The organism is Janthinobacterium sp. GW821-FHT03C08 (assembly GCF_059420905.1).
The window spans coordinates 23,095-46,207 of record NZ_JBWKUP010000015.1 but is presented as its reverse complement, the minus strand read 5'-3'; the positions used below and the strand labels follow the sequence as shown (position 1 = coordinate 46,207).

Annotated in this window: 18 protein-coding genes; 4 read left to right on the top strand and 14 right to left on the bottom strand. The window is 66.5% G+C overall.

The window, feature by feature from the left end; translation table 11 throughout:
- The first annotated feature begins 149 nt into the window (after nucleotides 1-149).
- Nucleotides 150-1,583, top strand: coding sequence for an OmpP1/FadL family transporter (locus AC07VL_RS21215; RefSeq protein ID WP_494807589.1), 1,434 nt, complete (start codon nucleotides 150-152; stop codon nucleotides 1,581-1,583).
- Between the two features lie 129 nt (nucleotides 1,584-1,712).
- Here AC07VL_RS21215 and AC07VL_RS21210 read toward each other — a convergent pair whose 3' ends face one another.
- Genes AC07VL_RS21210 through wrbA form a run of 9 tightly spaced genes read right to left on the bottom strand, consistent with a single transcriptional unit; the run spans nucleotide 1,713 to nucleotide 11,940 of the window.
- Nucleotides 1,713-2,804, bottom strand: coding sequence for a threonine aldolase family protein (locus AC07VL_RS21210; RefSeq protein ID WP_494807679.1), 1,092 nt, complete (start codon nucleotides 2,802-2,804; stop codon nucleotides 1,713-1,715).
- Nucleotides 2,805-2,825: 21 nt separating this feature from the next.
- Nucleotides 2,826-3,500 (bottom strand): leucine efflux protein LeuE, encoded by a 675-nt coding sequence (gene leuE / locus AC07VL_RS21205; RefSeq protein WP_494807588.1) that lies wholly within the window; start codon nucleotides 3,498-3,500, stop codon nucleotides 2,826-2,828.
- A 12-nt stretch (nucleotides 3,501-3,512) separates the two neighbouring features.
- A complete protein-coding gene (locus AC07VL_RS21200; protein WP_494807587.1) occupies nucleotides 3,513-5,372 on the bottom strand; it encodes an ABC transporter transmembrane domain-containing protein in 1,860 nt (619 codons plus the stop codon).
- 36 nt (nucleotides 5,373-5,408) lie between these two features.
- On the bottom strand, nucleotides 5,409-6,485 hold the full coding sequence (locus AC07VL_RS21195; protein ID WP_494807586.1) for a lipocalin-like domain-containing protein: 1,077 nt from the start codon (nucleotides 6,483-6,485) through the stop codon (nucleotides 5,409-5,411).
- A complete protein-coding gene (locus tag AC07VL_RS21190) occupies nucleotides 6,485-9,082 on the bottom strand; it encodes an FtsX-like permease family protein (RefSeq protein WP_494807585.1) in 2,598 nt (865 codons plus the stop codon). Before AC07VL_RS21190 ends, AC07VL_RS21195 begins: the two co-directional genes overlap by 1 nt.
- Nucleotides 9,070-9,498, bottom strand: a complete 429-nt coding sequence (locus AC07VL_RS21185) for a DUF4124 domain-containing protein (RefSeq protein WP_494807584.1) — start codon at nucleotides 9,496-9,498, stop codon at nucleotides 9,070-9,072. The genes AC07VL_RS21190 and AC07VL_RS21185 overlap by 13 nt, the downstream gene beginning before the upstream one ends.
- The gene (locus AC07VL_RS21180) at nucleotides 9,495-10,910 is read right to left on the bottom strand and encodes an FAD-binding oxidoreductase (protein ID WP_494807583.1); all 1,416 of its coding nucleotides are present in this window, start codon (nucleotides 10,908-10,910) and stop codon (nucleotides 9,495-9,497) included. Before AC07VL_RS21180 ends, AC07VL_RS21185 begins: the two co-directional genes overlap by 4 nt.
- 11 nt (nucleotides 10,911-10,921) lie before the next feature.
- On the bottom strand, nucleotides 10,922-11,332 hold the full coding sequence (locus tag AC07VL_RS21175; RefSeq protein WP_494807678.1) for a DUF2069 domain-containing protein: 411 nt from the start codon (nucleotides 11,330-11,332) through the stop codon (nucleotides 10,922-10,924).
- Nucleotides 11,332-11,940, bottom strand: a complete 609-nt coding sequence (wrbA, locus tag AC07VL_RS21170) for an NAD(P)H:quinone oxidoreductase (protein WP_494807582.1) — start codon at nucleotides 11,938-11,940, stop codon at nucleotides 11,332-11,334. The genes AC07VL_RS21175 and wrbA overlap by 1 nt, the downstream gene beginning before the upstream one ends.
- 67 nt (nucleotides 11,941-12,007) lie before the next feature.
- Here wrbA and AC07VL_RS21165 point away from each other — a divergent pair, with 67 nt between their 5' ends.
- Nucleotides 12,008-13,384 (top strand): YihY family inner membrane protein, encoded by a 1,377-nt coding sequence (locus AC07VL_RS21165; protein ID WP_494807581.1) that lies wholly within the window; start codon nucleotides 12,008-12,010, stop codon nucleotides 13,382-13,384.
- 186 nt (nucleotides 13,385-13,570) lie between these two features.
- Here AC07VL_RS21165 and AC07VL_RS21160 read toward each other — a convergent pair whose 3' ends face one another.
- From AC07VL_RS21160 to AC07VL_RS21145, 4 genes are read right to left on the bottom strand one after another with little or no spacing between them, the layout of a single operon-like run.
- Complete coding sequence (locus AC07VL_RS21160; RefSeq protein WP_494807580.1) at nucleotides 13,571-15,562, bottom strand: WG repeat-containing protein; 1,992 nt, start codon at nucleotides 15,560-15,562, stop codon at nucleotides 13,571-13,573.
- Nucleotides 15,563-15,591: 29 nt separating this feature from the next.
- On the bottom strand, nucleotides 15,592-16,989 hold the full coding sequence (locus AC07VL_RS21155) for a PoNe immunity protein domain-containing protein (protein WP_494807579.1): 1,398 nt from the start codon (nucleotides 16,987-16,989) through the stop codon (nucleotides 15,592-15,594).
- A 46-nt stretch (nucleotides 16,990-17,035) separates the two neighbouring features.
- Nucleotides 17,036-17,848 (bottom strand): alpha/beta fold hydrolase, encoded by an 813-nt coding sequence (locus AC07VL_RS21150; RefSeq protein WP_494807578.1) that lies wholly within the window; start codon nucleotides 17,846-17,848, stop codon nucleotides 17,036-17,038.
- Between the two features lies 1 nt (nucleotide 17,849).
- The gene (locus AC07VL_RS21145; RefSeq protein ID WP_494807577.1) at nucleotides 17,850-19,160 is read right to left on the bottom strand and encodes an O-acetylhomoserine aminocarboxypropyltransferase; all 1,311 of its coding nucleotides are present in this window, start codon (nucleotides 19,158-19,160) and stop codon (nucleotides 17,850-17,852) included.
- A 284-nt stretch (nucleotides 19,161-19,444) separates the two neighbouring features.
- Between AC07VL_RS21145 and AC07VL_RS21140 the strand changes: the two genes are divergently transcribed.
- Entirely contained in the window at nucleotides 19,445-20,068 is a 624-nt protein-coding gene (locus AC07VL_RS21140; RefSeq protein ID WP_494807576.1) for a 2OG-Fe(II) oxygenase, read from the top strand.
- Nucleotides 20,069-20,313: 245 nt separating this feature from the next.
- Nucleotides 20,314-20,760, top strand: a complete 447-nt coding sequence (locus tag AC07VL_RS21135) for a CBS domain-containing protein (RefSeq protein ID WP_092709205.1) — start codon at nucleotides 20,314-20,316, stop codon at nucleotides 20,758-20,760.
- A 72-nt stretch (nucleotides 20,761-20,832) separates the two neighbouring features.
- Here the strand turns inward: AC07VL_RS21135 and AC07VL_RS21130 are convergent, their stop codons facing one another.
- Nucleotides 20,833-23,091: a putative bifunctional diguanylate cyclase/phosphodiesterase gene (locus AC07VL_RS21130; protein ID WP_494807575.1), complete on the bottom strand. Its 2,259-nt coding sequence runs from the start codon at nucleotides 23,089-23,091 to the stop codon at nucleotides 20,833-20,835.
- Nucleotides 23,092-23,113: the final 22 nt, after the last annotated feature.

Below are 23,113 nucleotides of genomic sequence, written 5' to 3'. Positions count from 1 at the left end.
CGCCTGGAATAGCCGTCGCGGACGGACGAGAGCTGTGGCCGGGAAGTCCAGCCGTGCACATGCACGGCGGGCATCGCAGGCGACACACCGCGCCGCGCAGCAGGTTTTTTTGCCGGGTGTTTTAATTCATATAATAAAGAGAGACCAACTTGAAACATAAATATCTGCCCCTCCTGATCGTCGCCGCGTTTGCCGGCATTTCCTCCACCGCACAAGCTTCGGGCTACCGCTTCGGTTCGCAAAGCGTATCGGGCCAGGGCACGGCCGACGCTAACAGCGCCGAAGCCGCCGACGCCTCGACCATTTTCTACAATCCGGCCGGCATGTCGCGCCTGGAAGGCACGCAGCTGGTCGGCGGCGGCACCATCGTCGTGCCCCATTCGACCTACGATGACACGGGGTCGAAGACGTTCACGGGCCGCAACCCGGGCGGCACGACCAAGGATTACGCGCCCGACGCGGTCTTTGCGCCAGCCTTGTACGCAAGCAAGAAGGTCAACGACCAGTGGACCGTCGGCATGGGCCTGTTCGTGCCGTACGGCGCCAAGCTCGATTACGGCAACGACTGGAGCGGCCGCTATGCGATCACCAACATCAAGCTCGAAGCCATCGCCCTGAATCCGTCCGTGTCCTTCAAGCTGGACCAGCACCATTCCTTCGGCTTTGGCGTCACGGCCGAATACATGAAGGCCGAACTGGGCCAGGCCGTCGACGTGCCGGGCACCGTGGCCTTCCTGGGCGCGCATGCGCCAGCCGCATCGCAAGCCTTCCTGGCCAATATCGCCAAGACGCAGGGCCTGGCCGCGGCGCAGGCTGCCGGCGCCGCCCTGCAGGGCGCCAAGGATGGCCATGCCTCGATGGATGGCGATGACTGGGGCTTCGGCTTCAACCTGGGCTACCTGTACCAGCTGAACGAAGGCACGCGTTTCGGTATTTCCTACCGCTCGTCCATTTCGCACAAGCTGAAAGGCGACACGATCTGGGACTTCTCGCAAGTGTCGAACAACGCCGCCGTGAATGGCTTCATTTCCGCCGCCTCGGGCAAGGTCAATTCCAAGGCGCTGGTGGAAGTGCGCACGCCGGAAACCGTGTCGATCAACGCCTTCCACCAGATGGATGACAAGTGGGCCTTGATGGGCGACGTCACCTGGACCCGCACCTCGCGCCTGGAAAACCTGGATATCCAGTTCCCGCCGACGGCCGAAGGCCCGGAACGCATCCGCCAGAACTGGAAGGATACCTACCGCGTGTCGCTGGGCACCAACTACAAGTACAGCGAAAACCTGCTGCTGCGCGCCGGTATCGCGCACGACCAGGCGCCCGTGCGCAGCGCCGAACTGCGCCACCCGGCCTTGCCGGACAGCGACCGCATGCAGTACTCGATCGGCGCCAACTGGAAGCTGAACGCGAACTCGTCGCTGGACCTGGCGTACAGCTACATCGACTTCAAGGATGCTGACGTGAACTACACGAATAACTGCTCGCCAGTGACGCCTGGCTGCACAGGCAACGGCGAAACCACCAAGGGTCTGTTCAAGACCCGCATGCAGTTGATCGGTCTTGCTTATAACTACAAGTTCTAAGCAGGTAGTGGCGGCCGACCCGGCCGCCATGAAATGAAAAAAGCGCCTTCGGGCGCTTTTTTTTTCACGACGGTGGTGGCGTTGGGTTACGCGCTGCGCGCTACCCCGACCTACGCCGAGCCGTGTTGCTCATGTCCTGGCGCGCATGGCCTGGTCCAGCAGGGTCAGGGCCAGGCGCACGGTGTCGTCGTCCATCTCCAGCAACTGATCTCCCACATACCATTCCACCACGCTGTGCCCGGGCAGCGCCGCGTGGCTGGCGCGGCCGAACAGCCAGATGCCGTGGTCTGCGGCCAGCTGGTTGCGGATGGCGATGGCCCTTTCGCGCGAGACGGGCAGGTGCAGATGCAGCATATTGGCCTGCGGCTTGGCGGGGTTGACGGCGATCGATGGAAAATCGCGCAGCAGCGCGTACAGCCATTGCGTGCGCGCGAAATACTGTGGTATGGCGGCGAGGCGCGCGTCGAACTGCATGGCGGCGGCCACCACGTAGGGCGTGCGATGGACGATGTTGCCGCCCTGGCGGCGGAACCATTCGCGGGCCCGCTCGACAAAGGCGCGGCTGCCGGCCAGCATGGCGCCGCCGAGGCCGCCGATGCCCTTGTACAGCGACACGTAGACCGAGTCAAAACCGTCGCAGATGGCGGGCAGCGGCTGGTCGAAACCCGCTTGCGCTTCCCACAGGCGCGCGCCATCCATGTGCAAATGGATATTGCGCTCGCGGCAATGCCGTTTGATCTCGCTCAAGGCATCCCATGACGGGCACTGGCCGCCGATTTCGCGCATCGGCAGTTCGACCTGCGCGGCGCCCAGCGCATCGGGCACGGCGCGCAGCTCGTCCACCGTCCACGGGCGGTGCGGGTCGCCCAGCATCAAGCCCTTGAAGTGGTCGAGCAATTCATGGTTGCCCCGCTCGTGGCGCAGGATGTGCGAGGTCGGATGCAGCGCCACCAGGCGCGAGCCCCGGTCCTGGCAGGCCAGGCGCAGGGCCGTGACCTGTGTCATGGTGCCCGTGATGCAGAACACGGCCGCCTCGAAACCGAGCAGGCTGGCGATCTTGTCCTCGAACCGTTCGATCAGCGCGCCTTCGCCATAGGTATCGTGCGCAACGTCGTTGGCCTCGCACCAGGCGGCCATGGCGGCGAAGGTGGCCGCCGGCGTCGGCTGGCGGTGGCCGGGCAGGACGGTATGGCAGCGCTGGCGCAGTTCGGTGTCGGTCAAGGCGGTCAAGGCAGTTTTTCCTTACAGGGTGGCCGTGGCCAGTTTCGCGCCGAAGCCGATGAACATGGCGCCCACGCCGCCGCCCATGCCGGCCGACAGGCGGCGACGGCGGCGGAAGGTTTCGGCCAGGCGGGCGCCGACAAAGATGATGGCCGTCAGGTAGGTAAAGCTGATGACCTGGCAGATCAGGCCCAGGCCGATGAAGGACAGCACGGGGTTAGTGAAGGCCGGGTCGACGAACTGGATGAAGAAGGAAATGAAGAACAGGATGGCTTTCGGGTTCATCAGGCTGATGACCAGGGCCTTGCGGAACGGATCGCTTTCCTTGGCGGGAGCCGCCACGGCCGCCGCTTCGCCGTCGGCTGGCGCGGGCGCGCGCAGCTTGCGCCAGCAGCCTATCAGCATCTGCAGGCCGATCCAGCCCAGGTAGGCCGCGCCGATGTATTTCACCACGTAGAACAGGGCCGGGCTGGCTTTCAGCAGCGAGGCGACGCCGCAGGCCGACAGCACCATCAGGATCAGATCGCCGGCAAAGATGCCGAAGGCGCCCTGGTAGGCGGGCCGCACGCCGCGCTGGGCGGCCACCGACAGCACGTACATGGAATTGGGGCCGGGCAGGATGACGATGAAGATGGTCCCCAGTAAAAAGGTCCAGAAGTCAGTGATGCCCAGGTTGGCGTGGAATAAGGCGTTCATGGCTGTTTTTGCTTAGTTGATCTGTACGTGATGAAATTGCAGTGCGGCAAGGTTGGCATAGATGCCACCCAGGGCGACGAGCGACGCATGCGTGCCCGTCTCGACGATCCTGCCGTCTTCCATGACGATGATGCGGTCAGCCCGCTGCACGGTCGCCAGGCGGTGGGCGATGATGACGGTGGTGCGGCCCACCATGGCCGCTTCCAGCGCCTTTTGCACGAGGCGTTCCGATTCCGCGTCCAGCGCGCTGGTCGCTTCGTCGAGCAGCAGCAGCGGCGGGTTTTTCAGCAGGGCGCGGGCGATGGCGATGCGCTGGCGCTGGCCGCCGGACAGGCGCACGCCCCGTTCGCCGAGGAAGGATTTGTAGCCGTTCGGCAGGCGCTCGATGAATTCGTGGGCGGCCGCCATCTTCGCTGCCGCGATGACTTCCTCGTCGCTGGCGCCGGCGCGGCCGTAGCGGATATTTTCCATGGCGTCGGCCGAGAAGATCACCGTATCCTGCGGCACGATGCCGATGGCGTCGCGCAAGGTGTGCAGGTCCAGCTGCTTGATGTCCACGCCGTCGAGGCGGATGCTGCCGCTTTGCGGGTCGTAGAAGCGCAGGAACAGCTGGAACAGCGTGGTCTTGCCGGCGCCGGACGGGCCGACGACGGCCACCGTTTCGCCGGCGCGGATGTCGAGGCTGACGTGGTCCAGCGCGGCGGTATCGGGGCGCGACGGATACGAGAACACCACGTCGTCCAAGGACAGGGCGGCGCCATTCGCGGCGCGCGCGGGCAGGGGCAGCGGCGTGGCGGGCGATGCGATTTCCGACTTGACGGCCATCAGTTCCAGCAGGCGCTCGGTGGCGCCGGCGGCGCGCTGCGCTTCGCCCATGACTTCGGACAGGGCGCCGATGGCGCCGGCCACGATGGAGGCGTACAGGATGAACTGGCCCAGATCGCCGCCCGTCATCGAGCCTTCCAGCACGGCGCGCGCGCCCAGCCACAAGACAAACACGATGGTGCCGAAGACCAGCAAGATGGCGATCATGGTCAGCAGGGCGCGGGCGCGGATGCGGCGCATGGCCGTCATGAAGGCGCCTTCGACGGAGTCGCCAAAGCGTTTCGATTCGATTCTCTCGTGCGTGAACGCCTGCACGGTGGGCATGGCGTTGAGGATTTCGCCGGCCATGGCCGAGGCGTCGGCGATGCGGTCCTGCGAGTCGCGCGACAGCTTGCGCACCTTGCGGCCAAAGACGATGATGGGCACGACGACGAGGATGAGCAGGCCGATGATGATGCCGGCCAGCTTGGCGCTGGTGACGAACAGCATCACCAGGCCGCCCAGGAACAGCAGCACATTGCGCAGCGCCATGGAGATGCTGGTGCCCACCACGGCCTGGATCAGGGTCGTGTCGGTGGTGATGCGCGACAGGACTTCGCCCGTCTGCGTCGTTTCAAAGAATTCCGGGCTTTGCGTGACGACGTGGCGGTACACGGCGCTGCGGATGTCGGCCGTGACGCGCTCGCCCAGCCACGACACCGTGTAAAAGCGCGCTGCCGTCGCCAGCGCCAGGATGGACGCCACGCCGAACAGGGCGAGGAACACCAGGTCGACGTGCTGGATGCTTTTCGAACCGGCCGCGCCGCCGAAACCGAGGTCGATCATCTGCTTGAAGGCGGCGGGAATGGCCAGGGTCGAGGCGGCGGCCACCACCAGGGCGATACCGGCCAGGAAGAACTGCTTGCGGTACGGCGTCAGGAAGGGCATCAAGCCCTTGAAGGCGGCCAGGCTGCCTTTTTTTAGTTCGCGGCTGGTGCCGGTGTCGGGGGAAGGCGTTGCGGCTACTGCGGTTTTGCTGGTGCTGCCTGTTTCTGTGCTGGTTGTCATTGTTTTTCGCTTGGTAGGTACTGTATTTTGTATTGCTTATAACTTCATCGGCTGCACGTAGCCCGTCATTTCCAGGTAGGCGCGGCCGACCGGCTGGCCGTCGCGTTCCACCGTCACGGCGCCTTCCCAGTACACGGCGCCGGTGGATCTGCGCGAATCGAGTTCCTGGTCCGGCTGCAGGGGCTTGACCTGCCAGCGCGTGGCGCCCGTGCGGATCTGCGTGGCGACCGGGTATTCGGCTTGCGTGCGGGGCGAACGCCACAGCTGCGTGGGCGTGAAATCGACGTCCCCGGGCGCGAACTGCGTCATCTTACCGGACGCGTCGCGCCATGTCGCGTGCGCCCATAGTTTAGCACCTGTCTTGCTGCGGATCTGGAAGGCCATCAGGGCGCCGCCGTCATCGAGGTTGGCGCCGATCCAGTTCCAGCCGCTGGCATCCGCATCGAGCACCTGGCTGGACCACTCGTGATCGAGCCAGGTGGTGCCCGTCACGGCTTCCGGCTTGCCGCCCGCGCTGGCGATCGTGCCGCGGGTAGCCAGCTGCGGCAGGCTGTAGTAATAGCTCGATTGCGCCGGGCGCGCGCCCTTGCGCGAGTAGCCGCCAACGCCTTGCAGCAGCACGGGCTGGGTGGGGGCGAGGGTCAGCTGCAAATTGAAATCGCGCGCGGCCAGGCTGACCAGATACGTGCCGTCGGCCTGGCGCCGCATGCGCCAGTCGTCGAGCTTGACGTCCGTGTCGCCCACCCTGGCGTAGGCCAGGCCAAAGCCTTCGCGCGCGCTTTTCTCGTCGTGCAGCAGCTTGCCCACCTTCGGGTCGGACAGGGCCGCATGGCCGATGATCAGCTGTTTCGGCGCAAAGGCGCTGGGGTTGTCCGCGTCCGTGGCCGTGGCGCTGCGGAAGAAGGTGACCTGGTAGCCCAGCTGCTCGCCAGCGGCGGTCTTGACCCAGCCCGTGGCGTACCACCATTCCGTTTTATAGGCGGGATGGGCGCCGAAATCGTGCGGCAGGCGCAGGGTCTGGCCGGCCGGCAGCGGTGTGACGGGGGCGAAGGCGGGCGGCGCGGCCAGGGCAGGCAAGGCCAGCGCCAATGACAAGATGAAAACACGGCGCATTACCAGTCCTCCCTGACGGCGCGGATGGGGCCAGCGGACAGCGCCTGGCGGCCCGCGACGAGGGCCGTGAGGGCCGCAGCCGTCAGCAGGGCGCCGGCCACGGTGGCGATCAGGGGCCAGGGCAGGTGCAGCTGCATGGTCCAGTGGAACGATTGCGGATTGACGATGAAGACCAGCACAAAGCTGATCAAGAGGCCCAGGATAAAACCGGTGGCGATGCCCAGCGCCGTCAGCGCGCCGCCCTCGAGCGCCAGGATGGACAGGATCTGACCCTTGGTCACGCCCACGTGGCGCAGCATGCCGAATTCGCGCGCGCGCGCCAGGGTCTGCGCCGAGAAGGTGGCGGCCACGCCGAACAGGCCGATGACGATGGCGATGGCTTCGAGCAGGTACGTGACGGCGAAGCTGCGGTCGAAGATCTGCAGGCTCAGGGCGCGGATGGCCGAGGGGTTCGACACTTCCAGGCTGGCGCCGAAGGGAAGGGCCTTCAGGCGCTGCTGCAGCTGCTCGCCCGTGGCGTCCTTTGCCAGCCACAGGGCCGCGTCGCTGACGTCCATGTCGCCGGTCAGGGCGCGGTAGTCGGCCAGCGGCATCTGGATGGCGCCGGACGAGCGCGCATAGTCGCGCCAGATGCCGGCGATGAAGAATGGGTGCAGGCCGCCCGCCAGCGGCAGCTCGATGCGCTCGCCCGGCTTGCGGCTGTACAGGTCGGAGGCCGCCTCGGACAGCCACACAGGCCGGCTGCCTGCCGGCACGGGCAGGGAATCGCCTACCAGCACCATGCTTTTTTCCGGCGCGGCCAGGTTGATGGGGCGCGCCAGCAGGATGACGTTGGGGCGGTCGGGCGCCAGCGACAGCGAGCGCAGGCGCTGGAAATCCACCCTGGCTACGCCGGGCAGGGCGAGGATGGCATCCTGTTCACGGGGGTTCAGGCCCCCGGTACCCGCGCCGGAGACCGTGCGCGCATACAGGTCGGCCGGCAGGATCTGCAGCAGCCAGTCGTCGACGGAGACGCGGAAACTCGACACCATGATGGCCATGGCCACCATCAGGCTGAAACTTGACAGCACGCCGCCCAGGGCGATGCCGGCCTGGCCCGAGGCGTTCGCCAGGCGCGCCAGGGTCAGGCTGCGCACGGGCGCGTGGCTGCTCGCCTCCGTGCGCAGCCACGCCCCTTGCAGGGCGCGGAAGACGGCGGCCGCCAGTTGCGGCATCAGGGCGATGGCGCCGATCAGCAGCAGGGCGATGGACAGGTAGCCGAACAGGGGCAGTTCGAACACGGGCGGCAGCAGGGTCAATGCGCCGGCCAGCAGCAGGCAGGCCAGCGCGGGCCAGGTTTTCGCCAGGTGTGTCGTCACGACTTCCTCGCTGCCCGATTTCAGGGCGATGGCGGGAGCGGCGCGCGCCGCTTCCAGCGCGGGCGCGGCGCAGCCCAGCAAGGCGACTCCCAGGCCCAAGGCAAAGTAGACGAAGGCGGCGACGGGCGTGAACTGCACCTGCGGCTGCACGCCCGCGAAATAGCCGGCGCCCAGGTCGCCGCCGAAGAAGCGCAGGGCCACGGCGGCCATGGCGTAGCCGCCGGCGATGCCCAGCGCCGCGCCGACGATGCCCAGGCTGGCGCCTTCCAGCAGCACCTGGCGCAGCAAGGTGCCCCGCTCCATGCCCAGCACGCGCAGCAGCGCGAACTGGCTGCGGCGGCGGATGACGGACAGGGCTTGCGTGGAGAACACGAGGAAGGCCCCCGTGAACAGGGCCACGAGGGCCAGCACCGTCAGGTTGACGCGGTAGGCGCGGCTGAGGTTATTGTTGCGGCTGTTCTGGTTCTCGTCATTGGGCTGGCCCACGCGGAAGCGTCCCGGATACTGCGCCTCCAGCGCGCGCGCGAGATCGGCCTGGAAGGCGTCGCGGTTGACGCCCTGGCGCAGTTTCAAGTCGATGCGCGACAGCTTGCCGGCCTTGTTGAAGCGCCACTGCGCCGCGCCGATGTCCATCACGGCGATGCGCTGGCCGGCGCGCGCCCGCTGCAGCGAACCGGCCACGCGCAGCGTCACGCTGCCGGTGCCCGACTGCAGGGCAAGCGTGTCGCCCTGTGCCACCTTGAGCCAGCGCAAGGCGGCCGGCGATAAAAAGATGGCGTCGTCGGCCAGGGTGTCGAAAGGCTGGCCTTCGGCCGGTGCGCCGATCAGGTCGGGCGAGATGAAGCCGGCGCGGAAGACGTCGAGCGCCAGGATGTGCAGCGCCCCGCCATCCTTGCCGGTGCTGCCGGCCACTCCGGCCTGCAGTTCCAGCACGGGCGAGGCCACGGCCACGCCGTCGCGCTGCGCCAGCCACGGGTAGATAGCTTCATCGAACAGCGCTTCGCGTCCGGCCACCTGCACGTCGGCCTGGCCGGACAGGCTTTTGACGGCCGTGGAAAATTCATTGAAGGCGGCCGCGTTGATCAGGTGGATGGCAAAGCCCAGCGACACGCCCACGGCGATGGCGAGGATGGCGACGAAGGCGCGCACGGGATGCGCGCGCCATTCGCCCAGCAGCAGCCAGCGTGACAGCAACCGCGTACCCGCAGGGTATGCTGCCGGCGCACTCAATTGGCGCATTCGACGGCCAGGCGTTCGCCGGCGCGGCGGGCCTTCAGCTGGGCCGCGTCGCGGTTCTTGTCGCCCGCGCCAACGGCGTCCTGCGCCGCCCATTTCTGCTCCAGGCGTAGCTGTGCGCAATGCTTGTCATGGATTTCGGCCTGTTTCGAGGCCCGGGCGCGCGCCTGGTCTTCCAGTTGCTCATGCTTCTTGCGCGCCGCTTCCAGCTGGCTGGCGACCCGCTCCTGGCGCGTGGCCGCGCCCTTGTCGACGGCAGGCGGCGGCGAGGGCACTTCCAGGATCTGCAGCTGCCCGCCCGCGCAGGGCGTGGCGCTATAGCTGGTGTGGCCATCCTGCACGCATTTGTAGACGTCCTGCGCGCCGGCATGGCCGGCCAGGCCCGTGCAGAGGACGAACAGGAAGAATGGCGTTTTCACAGGATTTTTCCCGGATTCATGATGTTCTGCGGGTCCAGCGCCTGCTTCACGGCGCGCATCAGCTGCAGTTCCAGCGGCGACTTGTAGCGCGCCAGGTCGTCCTTCTTCAGGGCGCCGATGCCGTGTTCGGCCGAGATCGAGCCGCCAAAGGCGTGGACCTGGTCGTGCACGATGCGGTTGATGGCGTCCTGGTTGGACAGGAAGTCGCGGTCCGTCATGCCGGGCGGCGGCGCCACGTTGTAGTGCAGGTTGCCGTCGCCCAGATGGCCGAAGCACACGAGCTGGCAGCCGGGGAAAGCCGCTTCCAACGCCGCATCCGTGATGCCGATGAAATCGGCGATGCGGGAAATGGGCAGCGAGATATCGTGCTTGATGTTCTTGCCCGCCTGCGCCTGCGCCAGCGGAATGTGCTCGCGCAGCTGCCACAGGCCTTCGGACTGCGCGACGGAACTGGCGACGACGGCGTCGTCGATCAATCCGTCTTCCAGGGCCGCGCCGATGCTCGCTTCCAGCAATTCCACGGCGTGCGCCTCGGACTGGCTGCTGGACAGTTCCAGCAACACGTACTGCCCGTGCGCGTCGGCGAAAGGCCGCGGCAGTTGCGGGAACTGCTCCGCCACCAGTTGCAGACAATACCGCGACATCAATTCAAAGCCCGTCAGGCTGGCGCCGCAATGGTCCTGCATCAACGAGAGCAGGCGCAGGGCGTGGGCGGGCGTAGGCATGGCGGCCAGCGCCGTGATGCAGGCCTTGGGCTGCGGATACAGTTTCATCACCGCGCCAGTGATCACGCCCAGGGTGCCCTCGGCGCCGATGTACAGGTCGCGCAAGTCGTAGCCGGTATTGTCCTTGCGCAAACCGCGCAAGCCGCTCCAGATCTCGCCTTGCGGCGTGACCACTTCCAGGCCCAGGCACAGTTCGCGCGTGTTCCCGTAGCGCAGCACGGCCGTGCCGCCCGCATTCGTCGCCAGATTCCCCCCGATGGTGCAGCTTCCTTCGGCCGCCAGCGACAGGGGGAACAAACAGCCGGCGGCGGCCGCCGCTTCCTGGATGGTTTGCAGGATGCAGCCCGCGTCCACGGTGATGGTGCGGTTGACGGGATCGAGCGCGCGGATGGCGTTCAGGCGCGCCAGCGACAGCACGATGGCCGTGCCGGCGGCGTCCGGGATGCTGCCCAGCACCAGGCCCGTGTTGCCGCCTTGCGGCACGACGGGAATGCGCCATTGCGCGCAGGCGCGCAGGATGGCCGCCACCTGTTCCACCGTGGCGGGGCGCAGCACGGCCAGGGCCTTGCCCGTGAACCGGTCGCGCCAGTCGGTGAGGAAGGGCGCCATGTCGGCGTCCAGGGTGAGGACGTAGGCATCGCCCAGCAGGGCGCGGGCGGCGGCGAGGAAATCGGCTTGTTCGCTCATGGACTGTTCATTCATTTCTTGATGCTCACCTTGTTCACTTTGTCCAGCAGCTCTTTGGCCATGCGCTTGGCCGCTTTTTTATATGGGCGCAGATACAGCACGGCGCAGATGAAATACAGGCAGACGATGGCTGCCTCGCCCCAGGCCATCATGGCCGAGACGCGATTCGTGTCGCTGTAGCCGCGCACCACGCCCTCGGTAAAATACAGCAGGATCACCATGGATGACCATTGCAGCGTGTAGACGTCGCGCTTGATCACGCCATACAGGGGGATGAGCAAGGGCGCGGCCTTCAGCACGACCCAGGAGCCGCCCGGCTGCAGGGGGGCGACGAGCATTTCCCACAGCACGCACCAGACGATCAGCGCGGCCAGGCTGGCAATCGCGCCCCAGTGCAGGTATTTGTGCAGCGCGCCGTGCATCATGCGCCTGCCAGTTTCGCGGCGTTTTCCGCCAGGCGCTTGCCCAGGGCGATGGCCAAGCGTTTTTCATCGTCGCTCAAGGCCTTGTCGCCGCCTATGCCCGACCAGTGCGTGGCGCCGTAGGGCGAGCCGCCCGTGGACGTCGTCATCAGTTCCGGATGCGTGTAGGGCAGGCCCATGACCAGCATGCCGTGATGGAAGAGGGGGATCATCATCGACAGCAGGGTCGATTCCTGGCCGCCGTGCAGGCTGCCCGTGGAGGTGAATACGCAGGCGGGCTTGCCGGACAGGCTGCCGGCCAGCCAGTCGCTGGCCGTGCCGTCCCAGAAGTACTTCATGGCGGCGGCCATGTTGCCGAAGCGCGTGGGCGAACCCAGGGCCAGGCCCGCGCATTCCTGCAAGTCGTCCAGTTCCACGTAGGGCGCGCCGTCCAGCGGCACGTCCGGCGCCGTGGCCTCGGCCACCGTGGAGACGGCGGGCACGGTACGCAGGCGGGCATCGCAGCCTGGCACGCTTTCCACTCCCTGGGCTATCAGTTCGGCCAGCTGGCGCGTGGCGCCATGGCGTGAATAAAACAATACAAGAATAATCAGATTGGTTGGCTTCATCGTTGGTATTATAGGGCGCTTTACAGCCTGATACGACTGCTGTCATGGCGCCGTTCTGATTTTGCACATGTTTTCAAACTATATCTTCCCGTTCTTTCAATACCTGTGGCGGGTCCTGGGCCTGGGCCTCGATACCGTGCGCGGCCTGACGTGGTCTGAAACGCGCGACCTGCTGCAGTTCGCGCGCCGCCGCGTGCGCGAGGAAAGCCTGCCGCAGGTGGCCGGCAGCCTCACCTTCGCCACCGTGTTCGCGCTGGTGCCGCTGCTCACCCTGGCGCTGGCCATCTTCACGACGTTTCCCCTGTTTAACACCTTCCGCCACGCGCTGGAAGACTATTTCGTGCAAAGCGTGATGCCCAAGGGGATATCGAACACCATCCTCGACTACCTGACGACATTCGCCTCGAAGGCCACGCGCTTGTCGGCCATCGGCGCGGGCGCCCTGATCGTCACCTCGGTGGGCATGATGGGCTTGATCGAGCGCGTCTTCAACCGCATCTGGCGCGTGCGCCAGGAGCGCCGCTGGACCAAGCGCCTGCTCGTTTACTGGGCCATCGTCACCCTGGGTCCGCTGCTGGTGGGCGTGTCGCTGACGGTGACGTCGCGCCTCTTCATGGCCACCAGCGGCGTGGTGGGCGCCGTGCCTTTCCTGGGCACCGTGTTCTATACCCTGGTATCGATCGGCCTGACCATGCTGGCGTTCACCCTGCTGTACATCGCCGTGCCGAACCGCGACGTGGACTGGCGCGACGCGGCCTGGGGCGGCCTGCTGGCGGCGCTGGCGTTCGAGGTGGCCAAGCGGGGTTTCGGTGAATTCATCCAGGAATTCCCCACCTATTCGCGCATCTACGGCGCGCTGGCCGCGCTGCCGCTGTTTCTCGTGTGGATATACCTGAGCTGGATGATCACCCTGGTGGGCGCCTTGCTGGTGGCCGCCTTGCCCGTCGTGAAATACGAGCGCTGGTGGTACGAGGCGGCGCCGGGCAGCGAATTCGTCGACGCCGTCGCCATCCTGAAAGTGCTGCACCGGGCTTGCCACTGCGCCGATTCGGCCCTGGTGGGCGCGGCCGAGATCCGCCGCAGCACGCGCCTGGGCTTCGAAGAGATGGAAACCCTGCTCGACAAGATGGTGCAGCAGGGCTGGGTGGGACGGGTCAACGTGGAGGGCGCCGTGCGGGTGCAGTGGGGCAAGCGCGTGGCCGACAGCTCCGACCACTGGGTATTGCTGGGCAACGTCAACCGCATCAGCCTGGCCGATGTCTACCGCCTGTTCGTCTTCGGCGGCATGCGCGTCAATTCCGGCTACCCGGCCGGTTCCACCAACGAGCGCGACATCATGGCGGCCGAGGAAGCGGCCGCGCTGGCGGCGCAGGTGGAAAACGCCGTGGAGCAGGGCCTGGGCATGAGCCTGGCGCAGCATTTCGGGGTCGTCAAATGCAATTGAGCAGCCCTTAGCAAGCCTGAGAGCCTATCCCGGCAGGGAGCGTCTTCTGCTGGCAGTTCATCCGGAGCGCGGACAAGGCGTGAGGAGGATGCGAGGCACGCCACGCGGTCACGCGGCGACGCGCAACGCAGTCCCCGCTTCTGAGGGGCGCCAGCAGGGGATGTAAACATCTGCTGGGATAGGCGCTCAATACACCACGGGCCGCAAGGCTGCCTGCAGCGCCACCTTGCTGAACGCCGCCGCATCGTGCGCGCGCACCACGCCCAGGTAATACGTGTCTTCGCCGCCGTGCAGGTTGACGAGGCGCAGCCGATGCGGCGCCAGGTGGCGGGCGATGGCGGTCAGGCCTTCGGCCATGGCGTCGCCATCCTGCCTGTCCGCCCAGGCAAAATCCTGCAGCGCGGGCAAGTCGATCAGCTGGCCGATGCGGGCGATCTGCTCCACCGACTTCCAGTCCAGCGTGGTGCCATGGCCCAGCGCATCGGCGGCCGTCGACCAGAGCAGGAAAAAACACGCTGCCTCGGGGGTGTCGCCGTCGTATTCCTCTTGCGGGTCGTCCTCGGCCAGTTCCTCCAAAGTGATGTCCACGCAGCGCTGCGCCAGTGCCGCATCGCCCGGCAAGAGCAGGGCGGCCATGGCGCGCAGCTGCCCGCGCTCGGCCTTGGCCAGGATTTGCGCGGGCGTAAAGCTGCGCTGCGGCGGCGCTTTCTTTTGCGTCAGGCCGAGCGATGCGCTCAGCTGGGCCGTGATGGCCGCCTTGAAGTGCTCCACCGTGTCGAACTGTTCCAGCAACTGGCCCGTGAAATCCATGCTCCAGGCCATGCCGTCCTTGACGACATATAAAAAGTCGCTCTGCACGGCCACGCCGCGCAAATGGTGGGCGGGCGGGTACAGGGGCGTGAAGGCCGGTTTGCCATTCAGGGTCAGCATGCAGGCCAGGCCTTGCGCATCGATGGCGAAGATCAGGTTCTTGCGCAGTTTGGGCGGCGACGACGTGGTGGCGCAATCGATGGCTTCGTACTGGCACGGCGCCAGCACCTCGCCCTGGCTATTGACCAGGCCGAACAGGAAGCGGCCGCCGATGCGCTGGCTGACGATGGCGATCTTCTTTTTCGTGCCGAAATCCTGCACGGAGCTGTAGACGGCCGGCAGCACGAGCTTGCCCGTCTTGTCGATCACGCCGTGCACGTTGCGCTCGTCGTCATCGCCCGTCTGGCGTTCGACGTCGATCAAGCCATCGTCGCGCTGGCAGATGTTGTCCACGCCGTCCATCAGCATGGCGCCATCGGGCAGGCGCAGCAGGCCGCTGGCGCCGTCCGGCGCGATTTTCTGCACCAAATGGGGGCTGATCACGTACAGGGCGCCCGGCGAGGACGGCAGCGCCACGCAGCCGTTCAAGTCCAGTACGCCGTGCGCGTCGGGCTGTGCGGCGGTGGCAAAGGTGAGCCAGCCATCGCCCGCGTCGCCGCAGTCCAGCGCTACCACGTTCTGCGACAGCGGCACGATCCAGCGGCCGTACGGCGTGACGAGGCCCAGGACCTCGGGCTGGCCGGCCTTGCCGACCTCATAGCACAGGGCGTCTTCCACCCAGGCGCGCACGTCCAGGCCTTGCAGGAATGGCAAATCTTCCGCATCGAGCTCCTCCACGTCGGCCAGCTGCGCGCTGGCCGTGGCCGACCAGTAGCCGCTGGCTGGCGCCGCGCCCGCCAGTGACAGCAGGGGCGCCAGCGCTGCCTGGTCGCCGCGCAGCAGGGCCGCATGCAGCGCCTGTCCTTCGGCGCGCAGGGCGTCGAGGGCGGCAGCGTAGTCCGGCGTGCCGATGTCGTGCGGGATCAGCTGCACGCAGTCGAGCACCAGCCGGGCCTGGGCGCCGGCCAGCAGGGCGCCGATGGCGCCGCGCGCGACGATGGCGGCCGCGTCGCGCGGCGGCGCCATCAGGGCCGATAGCGCTTGCCAGCTGGCCTGCGCCTGCGCCAGCGGCGCGGCCAGCACGCAGGGGGCGTCCTCGCCATCGCCGTAGACGGGCCAGGCGACGGTTTGCGTGCCGGCGCCGATGAGCAGCTTGAACAGCATGGGCGTGTCCAGCCGCCATTCGGCCAGGCCCGTGATGGCCTCGGTGTCGAAATCGGCCTGGCCGGGCAGGACGGCTGTGCTGAACAGGGCTGCGGTAGTGATCATTGATATTTATCTGAAAGTGAACGGGGTATTCAGGGCGATGGCGGCATGACCCAGTGCGCCAGCTCGCTGCGTTTCAAGCCCAGGCGTTGCGCCACGGCGGCCGCCTCGAAGGCCCACAGGCCGTAGTAGCCGCCCAGGCCCCGCGTGCGCAGATGGCCGTTGAACCAGTCTTCCTGCACCAGCGCCGCGTGCCAGTTGGCCAGGTAGCGCCGCAGGTGCGCCAGCTGCTGCGCGGGATCGTCCGCGTGCAGGCAGTCGTACAGGGCCGTGTAGGGTGCGGCGAAATACCATTCCTCGACGGCGGGACGCTGCGGATCGACGGCGGCCAGCAGCGCCTCGTACACGCCATCCTCGCCGTCGAAGGCCGTCTGCAGGGCGGCCAGGCGCATGGTCAGGTCGTGGCGGCCGAACAGCAGGGTGGCTCCCAGCAGCTGCAGGGAGCGCGCGTAATCCGTCAATTGTTCGAAATCAAAGGCGGGCAAGGCATCGTCACCGTAGGCGTCGGCCAGGGCAGCGCGCGCCGACTCGCAGGCGGCGACGGCCGCTTCCAGCGCCGTTGCCACTTCCGGCAGGGGCAAGCCCGCCGTGTAGCGCAGCGAAAAGACCTGGTAAGCCGTGCTGGCGGCCGCGCACGCCCAGTAGGCGGCGTCGCCGCCGTCGCTTTCCGCCTGCGCCTGCGCGCGCGCATAGGCGGCCAGCAGGGTATCGAGGTAGCGCAGGTTCTGCGCAAAATCAAAGGCGGCGGGCGGCGCCTGGCGCGGCGCATGGGGCCAGGCCGCGGGCGACGGCGCGGGCGGACAGGCGCTGGCGCAATCGCGCTGGATGGCCCAGTCGGCAAACACCTGGCGCAGATAGGCGGCCGTGTCGTCGTCGTGGGCGATGGCGCCGGCACCCACCAGGGTCGTGCCCAGCAGCGTGTAGCCGGGGAAGCGGCTGCTTTCGTAGGCGATGGTGGTGACGCTCTGGATGGCCTTGCCGTCGCTCAGGTCGCGCACGCGGAAATACACCTCGTCCCAGCCCGCCAGCGGCGGCGCCGGTGCTGCATCCGGCAGGGTGGCCCAGCCGCCGTCGGCTTGTTCCGCATAGGCGTCCAGCAGTTCATCGAGGCCGCCGGGACGGTCGATGCGGTTGTTGGCGTCGTACTGCAGGCCCAGTTCGGCCGCAAAGGCGGCCGCGTGGCGGCCGGTGAACACGAGGTACTGGGCGCTCAGGGTGCCGACCAGCAGGTCGGACTCTTGTCCGGCGACGCCCAGCGCCTGCGGCAGCCGGTACCAGTGGTGGCCGGGGATGCCGGCCATGGGGCCGCCCTCGGCCGCCTGCGGGTTGGCGCAGCGCAATTGCTCCAGCCAGTCGTAGCGCTCGCGTCGCGCCGCCTCCGTGCCGCTGCCGCGGCCAGTCAATTCGTCAAACAGGGTATTCAACAACATGGTGCGTCTATCCTAGAATCCTCAACAACACGCGCGCGGCAGGCCGTCATGCCGGCGTGCCTTGTGCGAACGCAAACAGCGCGTCCAGCACGGCGTCCGGCTGCTCGGCCATCAATTCGTGCCCGCTGTCGACCTGTACCACGGTGCCATGCGCGATGGCAGACGTCAGCAGCCGGGTCGATTTGGGCGGCGTCATCATGTCGCGCGCGCCGACAATGAATAAAGTGGGGCAGTGTACCGAAGCGGCGGCGATTTCGCCGTTCGCATAGGCATTGCAGGCATAAAAATCCGTGTGAAACACGTGATCGGGGTTGAGGGCGGCGATGCGCTGTTTCAGGCGCCGCGCGCCGCCCATGGCATAGAAGCCTGGGCCGGGAAACGACGGCTTTTGCGCGATCGACGAGTGCGACCAGATATTGACCATGTCGATGGCCGCCTGTTCATCGTTGAGCGACGTCTCCAGCAGCGCCGGCGAGACTTTCATCGGGTAGATGGAACCGAGCATGGCCAGGTGGCTGACGCGATCCGGCGCCAGGTACGCCGCTTCCAGCGCGATCAGTGAGCCCATGCTGTGGCCGATGAGCATGGCCCTGGCCGCGCCGGCCCCGTCCAGCACGGCGAGGATCCAGCGCGCCAGTTCCTCGACCCTGGTTTTCGCCGCGCCGCCGCTGCGGCCATGGCCCGGCAAGTCGACGGCCAGCACGTTCCAGCCGTGGTGGGCGAAATAGCGCGTCTGCAAGGCCCACACGGAATGGTCGTTCTGCGCGCCGTGGATGAAGACGGCCGTCGGCTGTTCCGGCTTGAATGGCTTGCCACCCGTGTAGCAGTAAGCCGTGGTGTTATCGATGGTGAACTGCATGTCAGGCGCCTTTCTGCGACAGTTTCAGGCCACGGGCCAGGTCTTCGATCAAATCGTCCGCGTTTTCCAGCCCCACGGACAGGCGCATGGTGCCCTGCGTGATGCCCGCCTGCTCCAGCTGTTCGTTGGGCACGCGGAAATGCGTGGTGGAGGCGGGGTGGATGACGAGCGACTTGGCGTCGCCCACGTTGGCCAGGTGCGAAAAGATCTTCAGGCTGTCGACGAAGCGCTGGCCTGCCGCGCGGTCGCCGCGCAGGTTGAAGGTGAAGACGGCCCCCGCGCCTTTCGGCAGCAGGGTCTTCGCCAGCGCGTAGTCGGGATGCGACGGCAGCTCGGGATAGGACACGGATTCCACGGCCGGATTGGCGAGCAGGAAGTCGATGATTTTGCGCGTGTTGGACACGTGCCGGTCCATGCGCAGGCCCAGGGTTTCGATGCCCTGCAGGACGGCGAAGGCATTGTGCGGGCTCATGACGGCGCCGAAATCGCGCAAGCCTTCGCGCCGCGCGCGCAGGGCGAACGGCGCCACCGTCGATTCCTCGGCGAAGACCATGCCGTGAAAACCCTGATACGGTTCGCACAGTTCGGCAAAGCGGCCCGTCCTGTCGTAGGCCGCCTGCCAATCAAAAGTGCCGCCGTCGACGAGCAGGCCGCCGATGGCCGTGCCGTGGCCGCATAAAAACTTGGTGGCCGAGTGGAACACCAGGTCAGCGCCGTGCTCGAAGGGGCGCAGCAGATACGGCGTGGTAAAGGTCGAATCGAGCATCAGCGGCAGGTGGTGCTCGTGGGCCAGGGCGGCAATCCGGGGGATGTCCAGCACGTCGAGGCCGGGATTGCCCAGGGTTTCCGCGAACAGCATTTTCGTATTCGGGCGGATGGCTGCGCGCCAGGCGTCCGGGTCGCGCGGGTCGACGAAGGTGGTGGCGATGCCGAAGCGTTTTAATGTGTAGGCGAGCAGGTTGTGCGAGCCGCCGTACAGGGCGCGTGAGGCGACGATGTGCGATCCGGCGCCGGCGATGGTGCACAGGCCCAGGTGCATGGCGGCCTGGCCGCTGGCCGTGGCGATGCCGGCCACGCCTCCTTCGAGGGCGGCGATGCGCTCTTCCAGCACGGCGTTGGTGGGATTCGAGATGCGCGAGTACACGTGGCCGGCCCGCTCCATGTTGAACAGCGAGGCCGCATGGTCCGAACTCTTGAAGGCGAACGAGGACGTGAAGTGGATGGGCGTGGCGCGCGCGCCCGTGGCCGGGTCGGGCGCGGCGCCCGCATGCAGGGATAGGGTGTCAAAGCCGGGATATTTCGGGCCGCTCATGGTGTCTCCGCCAAGTTTTATAGTGGCAAGATCGTAACCTGATTTGCAGTTGAGCAAAAGGGCTGCCGTGCGGGGCGCATGGCGCCGTGCCCGCGGGCAGGGCGTGTAACCTGAAGTGTAAAAAAAGTGACCGGCGCGGCGCGGCGGTGGTAGGATATCGGATCAGCGATATTCGGGCTGTTTTACCTGTGCGCGTGCGCCGCGCCGCAGTATAAACGGCCACGTGCCAGCGAAATCCTGGGCTTCAGGCGAACTCTCATCGCATGTCCACCAGGAAAGATTTTATGCCCGCAATATCGTTCGACGGCGCCCTTGCCGTTCCCGGACCATCTGTCGTCGACGGCCTGTGCCACGCAGGCTGGGTCATGCAGGACCATTTCATTCCTCCCGAACTGAGCCGCCAGTTGGCGGCCGAATGCGTGCAATCCATGCTAAATGGCAACATGAAGGGCGCCGGCGTGGGCAGCGGCCATGCGCCGCTGCTGCAGCCGGAGATCCGCGGCGACCATATCGAGTGGCTGGAAACGGGGCGCTCCAGCGCCTGCGACCGCTACCTGGCGCACATGGAAACACTGCGCCAGACGCTGAACAGGGAGCTGTTCCTGGGCCTGGACGAATACGAAAGCCATTTCGCCCTGTACGGGCCGGGCGCCTTTTACCGGGCCCATCTGGACCGTTTTCGTGACGACGACAAGCGCACCGTCTCCGTCGTGCTGTACCTCAACGATGACTGGCTGCCCGAGCACGGCGGCGCATTGCGGCTGCACCCCGATGGCGGCCCCAGCGTGGATATCGCGCCCGAAGCGGGGCGCATGGCCATGTTTTTGTCGGCCGAACTGCTGCACGAGGTGCTGCCGACGGCGCGCCAGCGCTTGTCGATCGCCGGCTGGTTCCGCCGCCGCGGCTGAAAACGCCGGCGCAAAACCACGGCGCGTCGCGCGCGCGGCCGGTGCCATGTCCCGGCCCGGCGCCTGTCCCCATGAACCGCCGTGCTGGCCCGCGGCGCCGCGCATCGGCCCGCCGCGTTTTTCAGGCCCGTCTTTCCCCTCGATTTGATTACGCGCAAGGCTGGATTTTTCCGCAGGCATAGGCTACAGTCGCAGTAAGGGCTTAGAATAACTAAAATACCACTCACGCGGACAGGACGGCCAATATGAAAGTATCTGAAATTCTCCAAGTCAAGGGCAACATCCTCTACACGGTCACGCCTGACCAGCCCCTGCTTGACGCGGCCAATACCATGGCTGAAAAAGACATCGGTTCGCTGGTGGTCATGGAATTTGGCGACCTGGTCGGCATGCTGACCTTCCGCGAGGTGCTCAACGCCTTGCATGAAAACGCGGGCCAGATCGGCGGCGGCACCGTGCGCAAGCACATGGATGACCACCCGATCACCGTCACGCCCGACACCGAAGTCAACGAAGTGCGCCGCATCATGCTTGAAAAGCACGCGCGCTACCTGCCCGTCATGAACGCCAAGACCTTGCTGGGCGTCATCTCCTTCTACGACGTCGCGCGCGCCGTGCTGGAAGCGCAAAGCTTCGAAAACCAGATGCTGAAAGCCTACATCCGCGACTGGCCGGCCGAAACGGCGGACTGAGCTTCGTTCATGCAGTCAACACAACGCCGGCGGATGCCGGCGTTTTGCATGGGGCAGGGCGGCTGACGCCGCCTACGCCGCCCCCTGCAGCGCCTCGTTGTTCAGCCAGCTGCCCAGCGCGCTGGCCGTCATGGGGCGGGCGAACAAAAAGCCTTGCGCCATGGGGCAGCCCAGCGCCTGCAAAATCTGCGCCTGGCGCTCGTCTTCCACGCCTTCGGCGATCACGGCCAGGCCCAGGTTGCGGCCCAGCTGGATGACCATTTCGGCGATGCTGCTGCCGCGCGCGGAACCCGTGATTTCCGTCACAAAAGCGCGGTCGATCTTCAGGCGGTCCACCTGCAGGCGCTGCAAATAGGACAGCGACGAGAAGCCCGTGCCGAAGTCGTCGATGGCGATGCTCACGCCCGTCTGCTTGATCTGCCACAACATCTTGATCAGCATGTCCGGCTCTTCCATGGCCATCGATTCCGTGATTTCCAGTTCGATGAACTCGGGCGGCGCCTGCGTTTCCTCCAGCGCCGCGCGCAGCATTTCCAGGAACAGCGGGTGGCGGAACTGCACTTGCGACACGTTGACGGACATGACGAAGTTGCGGTGGCCTTGCTCGCGCAGCAGCACCAGTTCGCGGCACGCCGTGCGCAGCACCCATTCGCCCAGGTCGATGATGATGCCGGAATACTCGGCGATGGGGATGAAACGGTCGGGCGAGATGAACTTGCCGTCCGGCGTCTGCCAGCGCAGCAGCGCTTCGGCGCCCACGGGACGGCGCGTCGTCAGGTCGATCTGCGGCTGGTAGACGACGAACAGCTGGCCCTGGCTGAAGGCCGTGCGCAGCGCGTGCATCATGCGCACGCGCTCGCGGATTTCGATGCCCATGCTGCGCGAAAAGTAGAAGTGGCCGGCGCGCTGCTGGCTTTTCGCCCGTTTCAGGGCGATGTCGGCGTCCTTCAGGGCGTCGGCGCCCGTGCCCGTGTGCTCGCCCAGGCGCACCAGGCCCAGGGTGGCGGACAATTGCACGTCCTGGCCGTCGATGCTGAACGGGGTCTGGAACAGGGCCAGGATATTGGCCGGATTGACTTGCGAGGAGTCGCCCAGCACGCAGAAGATGTCGCCGCCCAGGCGCGCCACGGTCAGCTGCGAACCCAGCTGGGTTTGCAACCGGCCCGCCACGGCGACGAGCAGCAGGTCGCCGAACTGGTGGCCCAGCGCGTCGTTGGTCTCGGCAAAGTGGTCCAGGTCCACCAGCGACAGGGTGGCATCGTCGCGCGCGGGGCCGGCCAGGGTGGCGTCGAGGATTTCCACCAGGCGCGTGCGGTTCGGCAGCTTCGACAACTGGTCGTAAAAGGCGGCATTGTGCAGGTGCGACACCAGCTCGACGTTGTCCAGGCCCACGGCGACGTTGCTGCAAAACACTTCCAGCAAGCTTTCATCGATGGCGGTGAGGGGGCGCGGCAGCAGCAGGTAGGCGGCCGCGTCGCGGCTGGACTTGCCGGCGAAGTACAGGGTGGCGTAATCGTGCGCATACACGTTGCGCCGCTGCGTCAGGGTGTGCTCGATGGCGGCCATCACGCGGGGATTCTGCAGGCCGCACAGGGCGCTGTGCGGCAAGCCGGAAAAACTGCCCGTGCAGGCCGCGACGAGCAGCTCCTTGCCGCCGCTGTCGGGCATGTCCTGCACGCACAGCAGGCCATCGGCGCGGATGCCCAGCAGGTCGGCGATCTGCGCCAGCACGCCGGCCGAGAAGTTTTGCACGCCGTGCAGGGCCATCAGCTGCGTGCTGGCGTGCACGATCTGGTCCAGGCCGCGCCGGCTGCTGCTGATCGAGCGGATCTGCTCGTACGAGCGGATGGCCGCCGTCACCGTGGTAAACAGCTTGATGCGCGTCAATTCCGACTTGGTCTTGTAATCGTTGATGTCGAAATCGCGGATGGCGTCGATTTCCGGCGCATAGCCGGGCTGCCCCGTGCGCAGGATGATGCGCACGTCCGTCATTTTGAGGGTTTCGCGGATGTAGCGCACCAGGTGCAGGCCCGCGTCGTCCTGTTCCATCACCACGTCGAGCAGGATGACGGCGATGTCGCTTTCGTGCTTGAGCAGCTCGCGCGCCTGGCCGGCCGAATAGGCGTGCACAAATTCCAGCGGGCGGTGCTGCATTTCCAGGTTGCCCAGCGCGAAAGTGGTGGTGGAGTGGACGTCTTCATCGTCGTCGATGATCATCACCCGCCAGACGCTGCGCGGTGTGGCCGTCAGCGGCGCTGGTTGCTCATCGAGGAATACCAGGTCGTCGTGATCGTCCTTGTTGGCGTCAAGGGGGATGATCGGTGCGGGCATGTATAGCTTCTCCAGGATGACT

Coding starts and splice junctions, on each gene's coding strand:
- AC07VL_RS21175 (WP_494807678.1), bottom strand. CDS start 11,332: ATGCACGGCGCGCTGCACAAATACCTGCACTGGGGCGCGATTGCCAGC.
- AC07VL_RS21135 (WP_092709205.1), top strand. CDS start 20,314: ATGAAAGTATCTGAAATTCTCCAAGTCAAGGGCAACATCCTCTACACG.
- AC07VL_RS21165 (WP_494807581.1), top strand. CDS start 12,008: ATGTTTTCAAACTATATCTTCCCGTTCTTTCAATACCTGTGGCGGGTC.
- AC07VL_RS21150 (WP_494807578.1), bottom strand. CDS start 17,848: ATGCAGTTCACCATCGATAACACCACGGCTTACTGCTACACGGGTGGC.
- wrbA (WP_494807582.1), bottom strand. CDS start 11,940: ATGAAGCCAACCAATCTGATTATTCTTGTATTGTTTTATTCACGCCAT.
- AC07VL_RS21130 (WP_494807575.1), bottom strand. CDS start 23,091: ATGCCCGCACCGATCATCCCCCTTGACGCCAACAAGGACGATCACGAC.
- AC07VL_RS21195 (WP_494807586.1), bottom strand. CDS start 6,485: ATGCGCCGTGTTTTCATCTTGTCATTGGCGCTGGCCTTGCCTGCCCTG.
- AC07VL_RS21180 (WP_494807583.1), bottom strand. CDS start 10,910: ATGAGCGAACAAGCCGATTTCCTCGCCGCCGCCCGCGCCCTGCTGGGC.
- AC07VL_RS21160 (WP_494807580.1), bottom strand. CDS start 15,562: ATGATCACTACCGCAGCCCTGTTCAGCACAGCCGTCCTGCCCGGCCAG.
- AC07VL_RS21145 (WP_494807577.1), bottom strand. CDS start 19,160: ATGAGCGGCCCGAAATATCCCGGCTTTGACACCCTATCCCTGCATGCG.
- AC07VL_RS21200 (WP_494807587.1), bottom strand. CDS start 5,372: ATGACAACCAGCACAGAAACAGGCAGCACCAGCAAAACCGCAGTAGCC.
- AC07VL_RS21155 (WP_494807579.1), bottom strand. CDS start 16,989: ATGTTGTTGAATACCCTGTTTGACGAATTGACTGGCCGCGGCAGCGGC.
- AC07VL_RS21140 (WP_494807576.1), top strand. CDS start 19,445: ATGCCCGCAATATCGTTCGACGGCGCCCTTGCCGTTCCCGGACCATCT.
- leuE (WP_494807588.1), bottom strand. CDS start 3,500: ATGAACGCCTTATTCCACGCCAACCTGGGCATCACTGACTTCTGGACC.
- AC07VL_RS21190 (WP_494807585.1), bottom strand. CDS start 9,082: ATGCGCCAATTGAGTGCGCCGGCAGCATACCCTGCGGGTACGCGGTTG.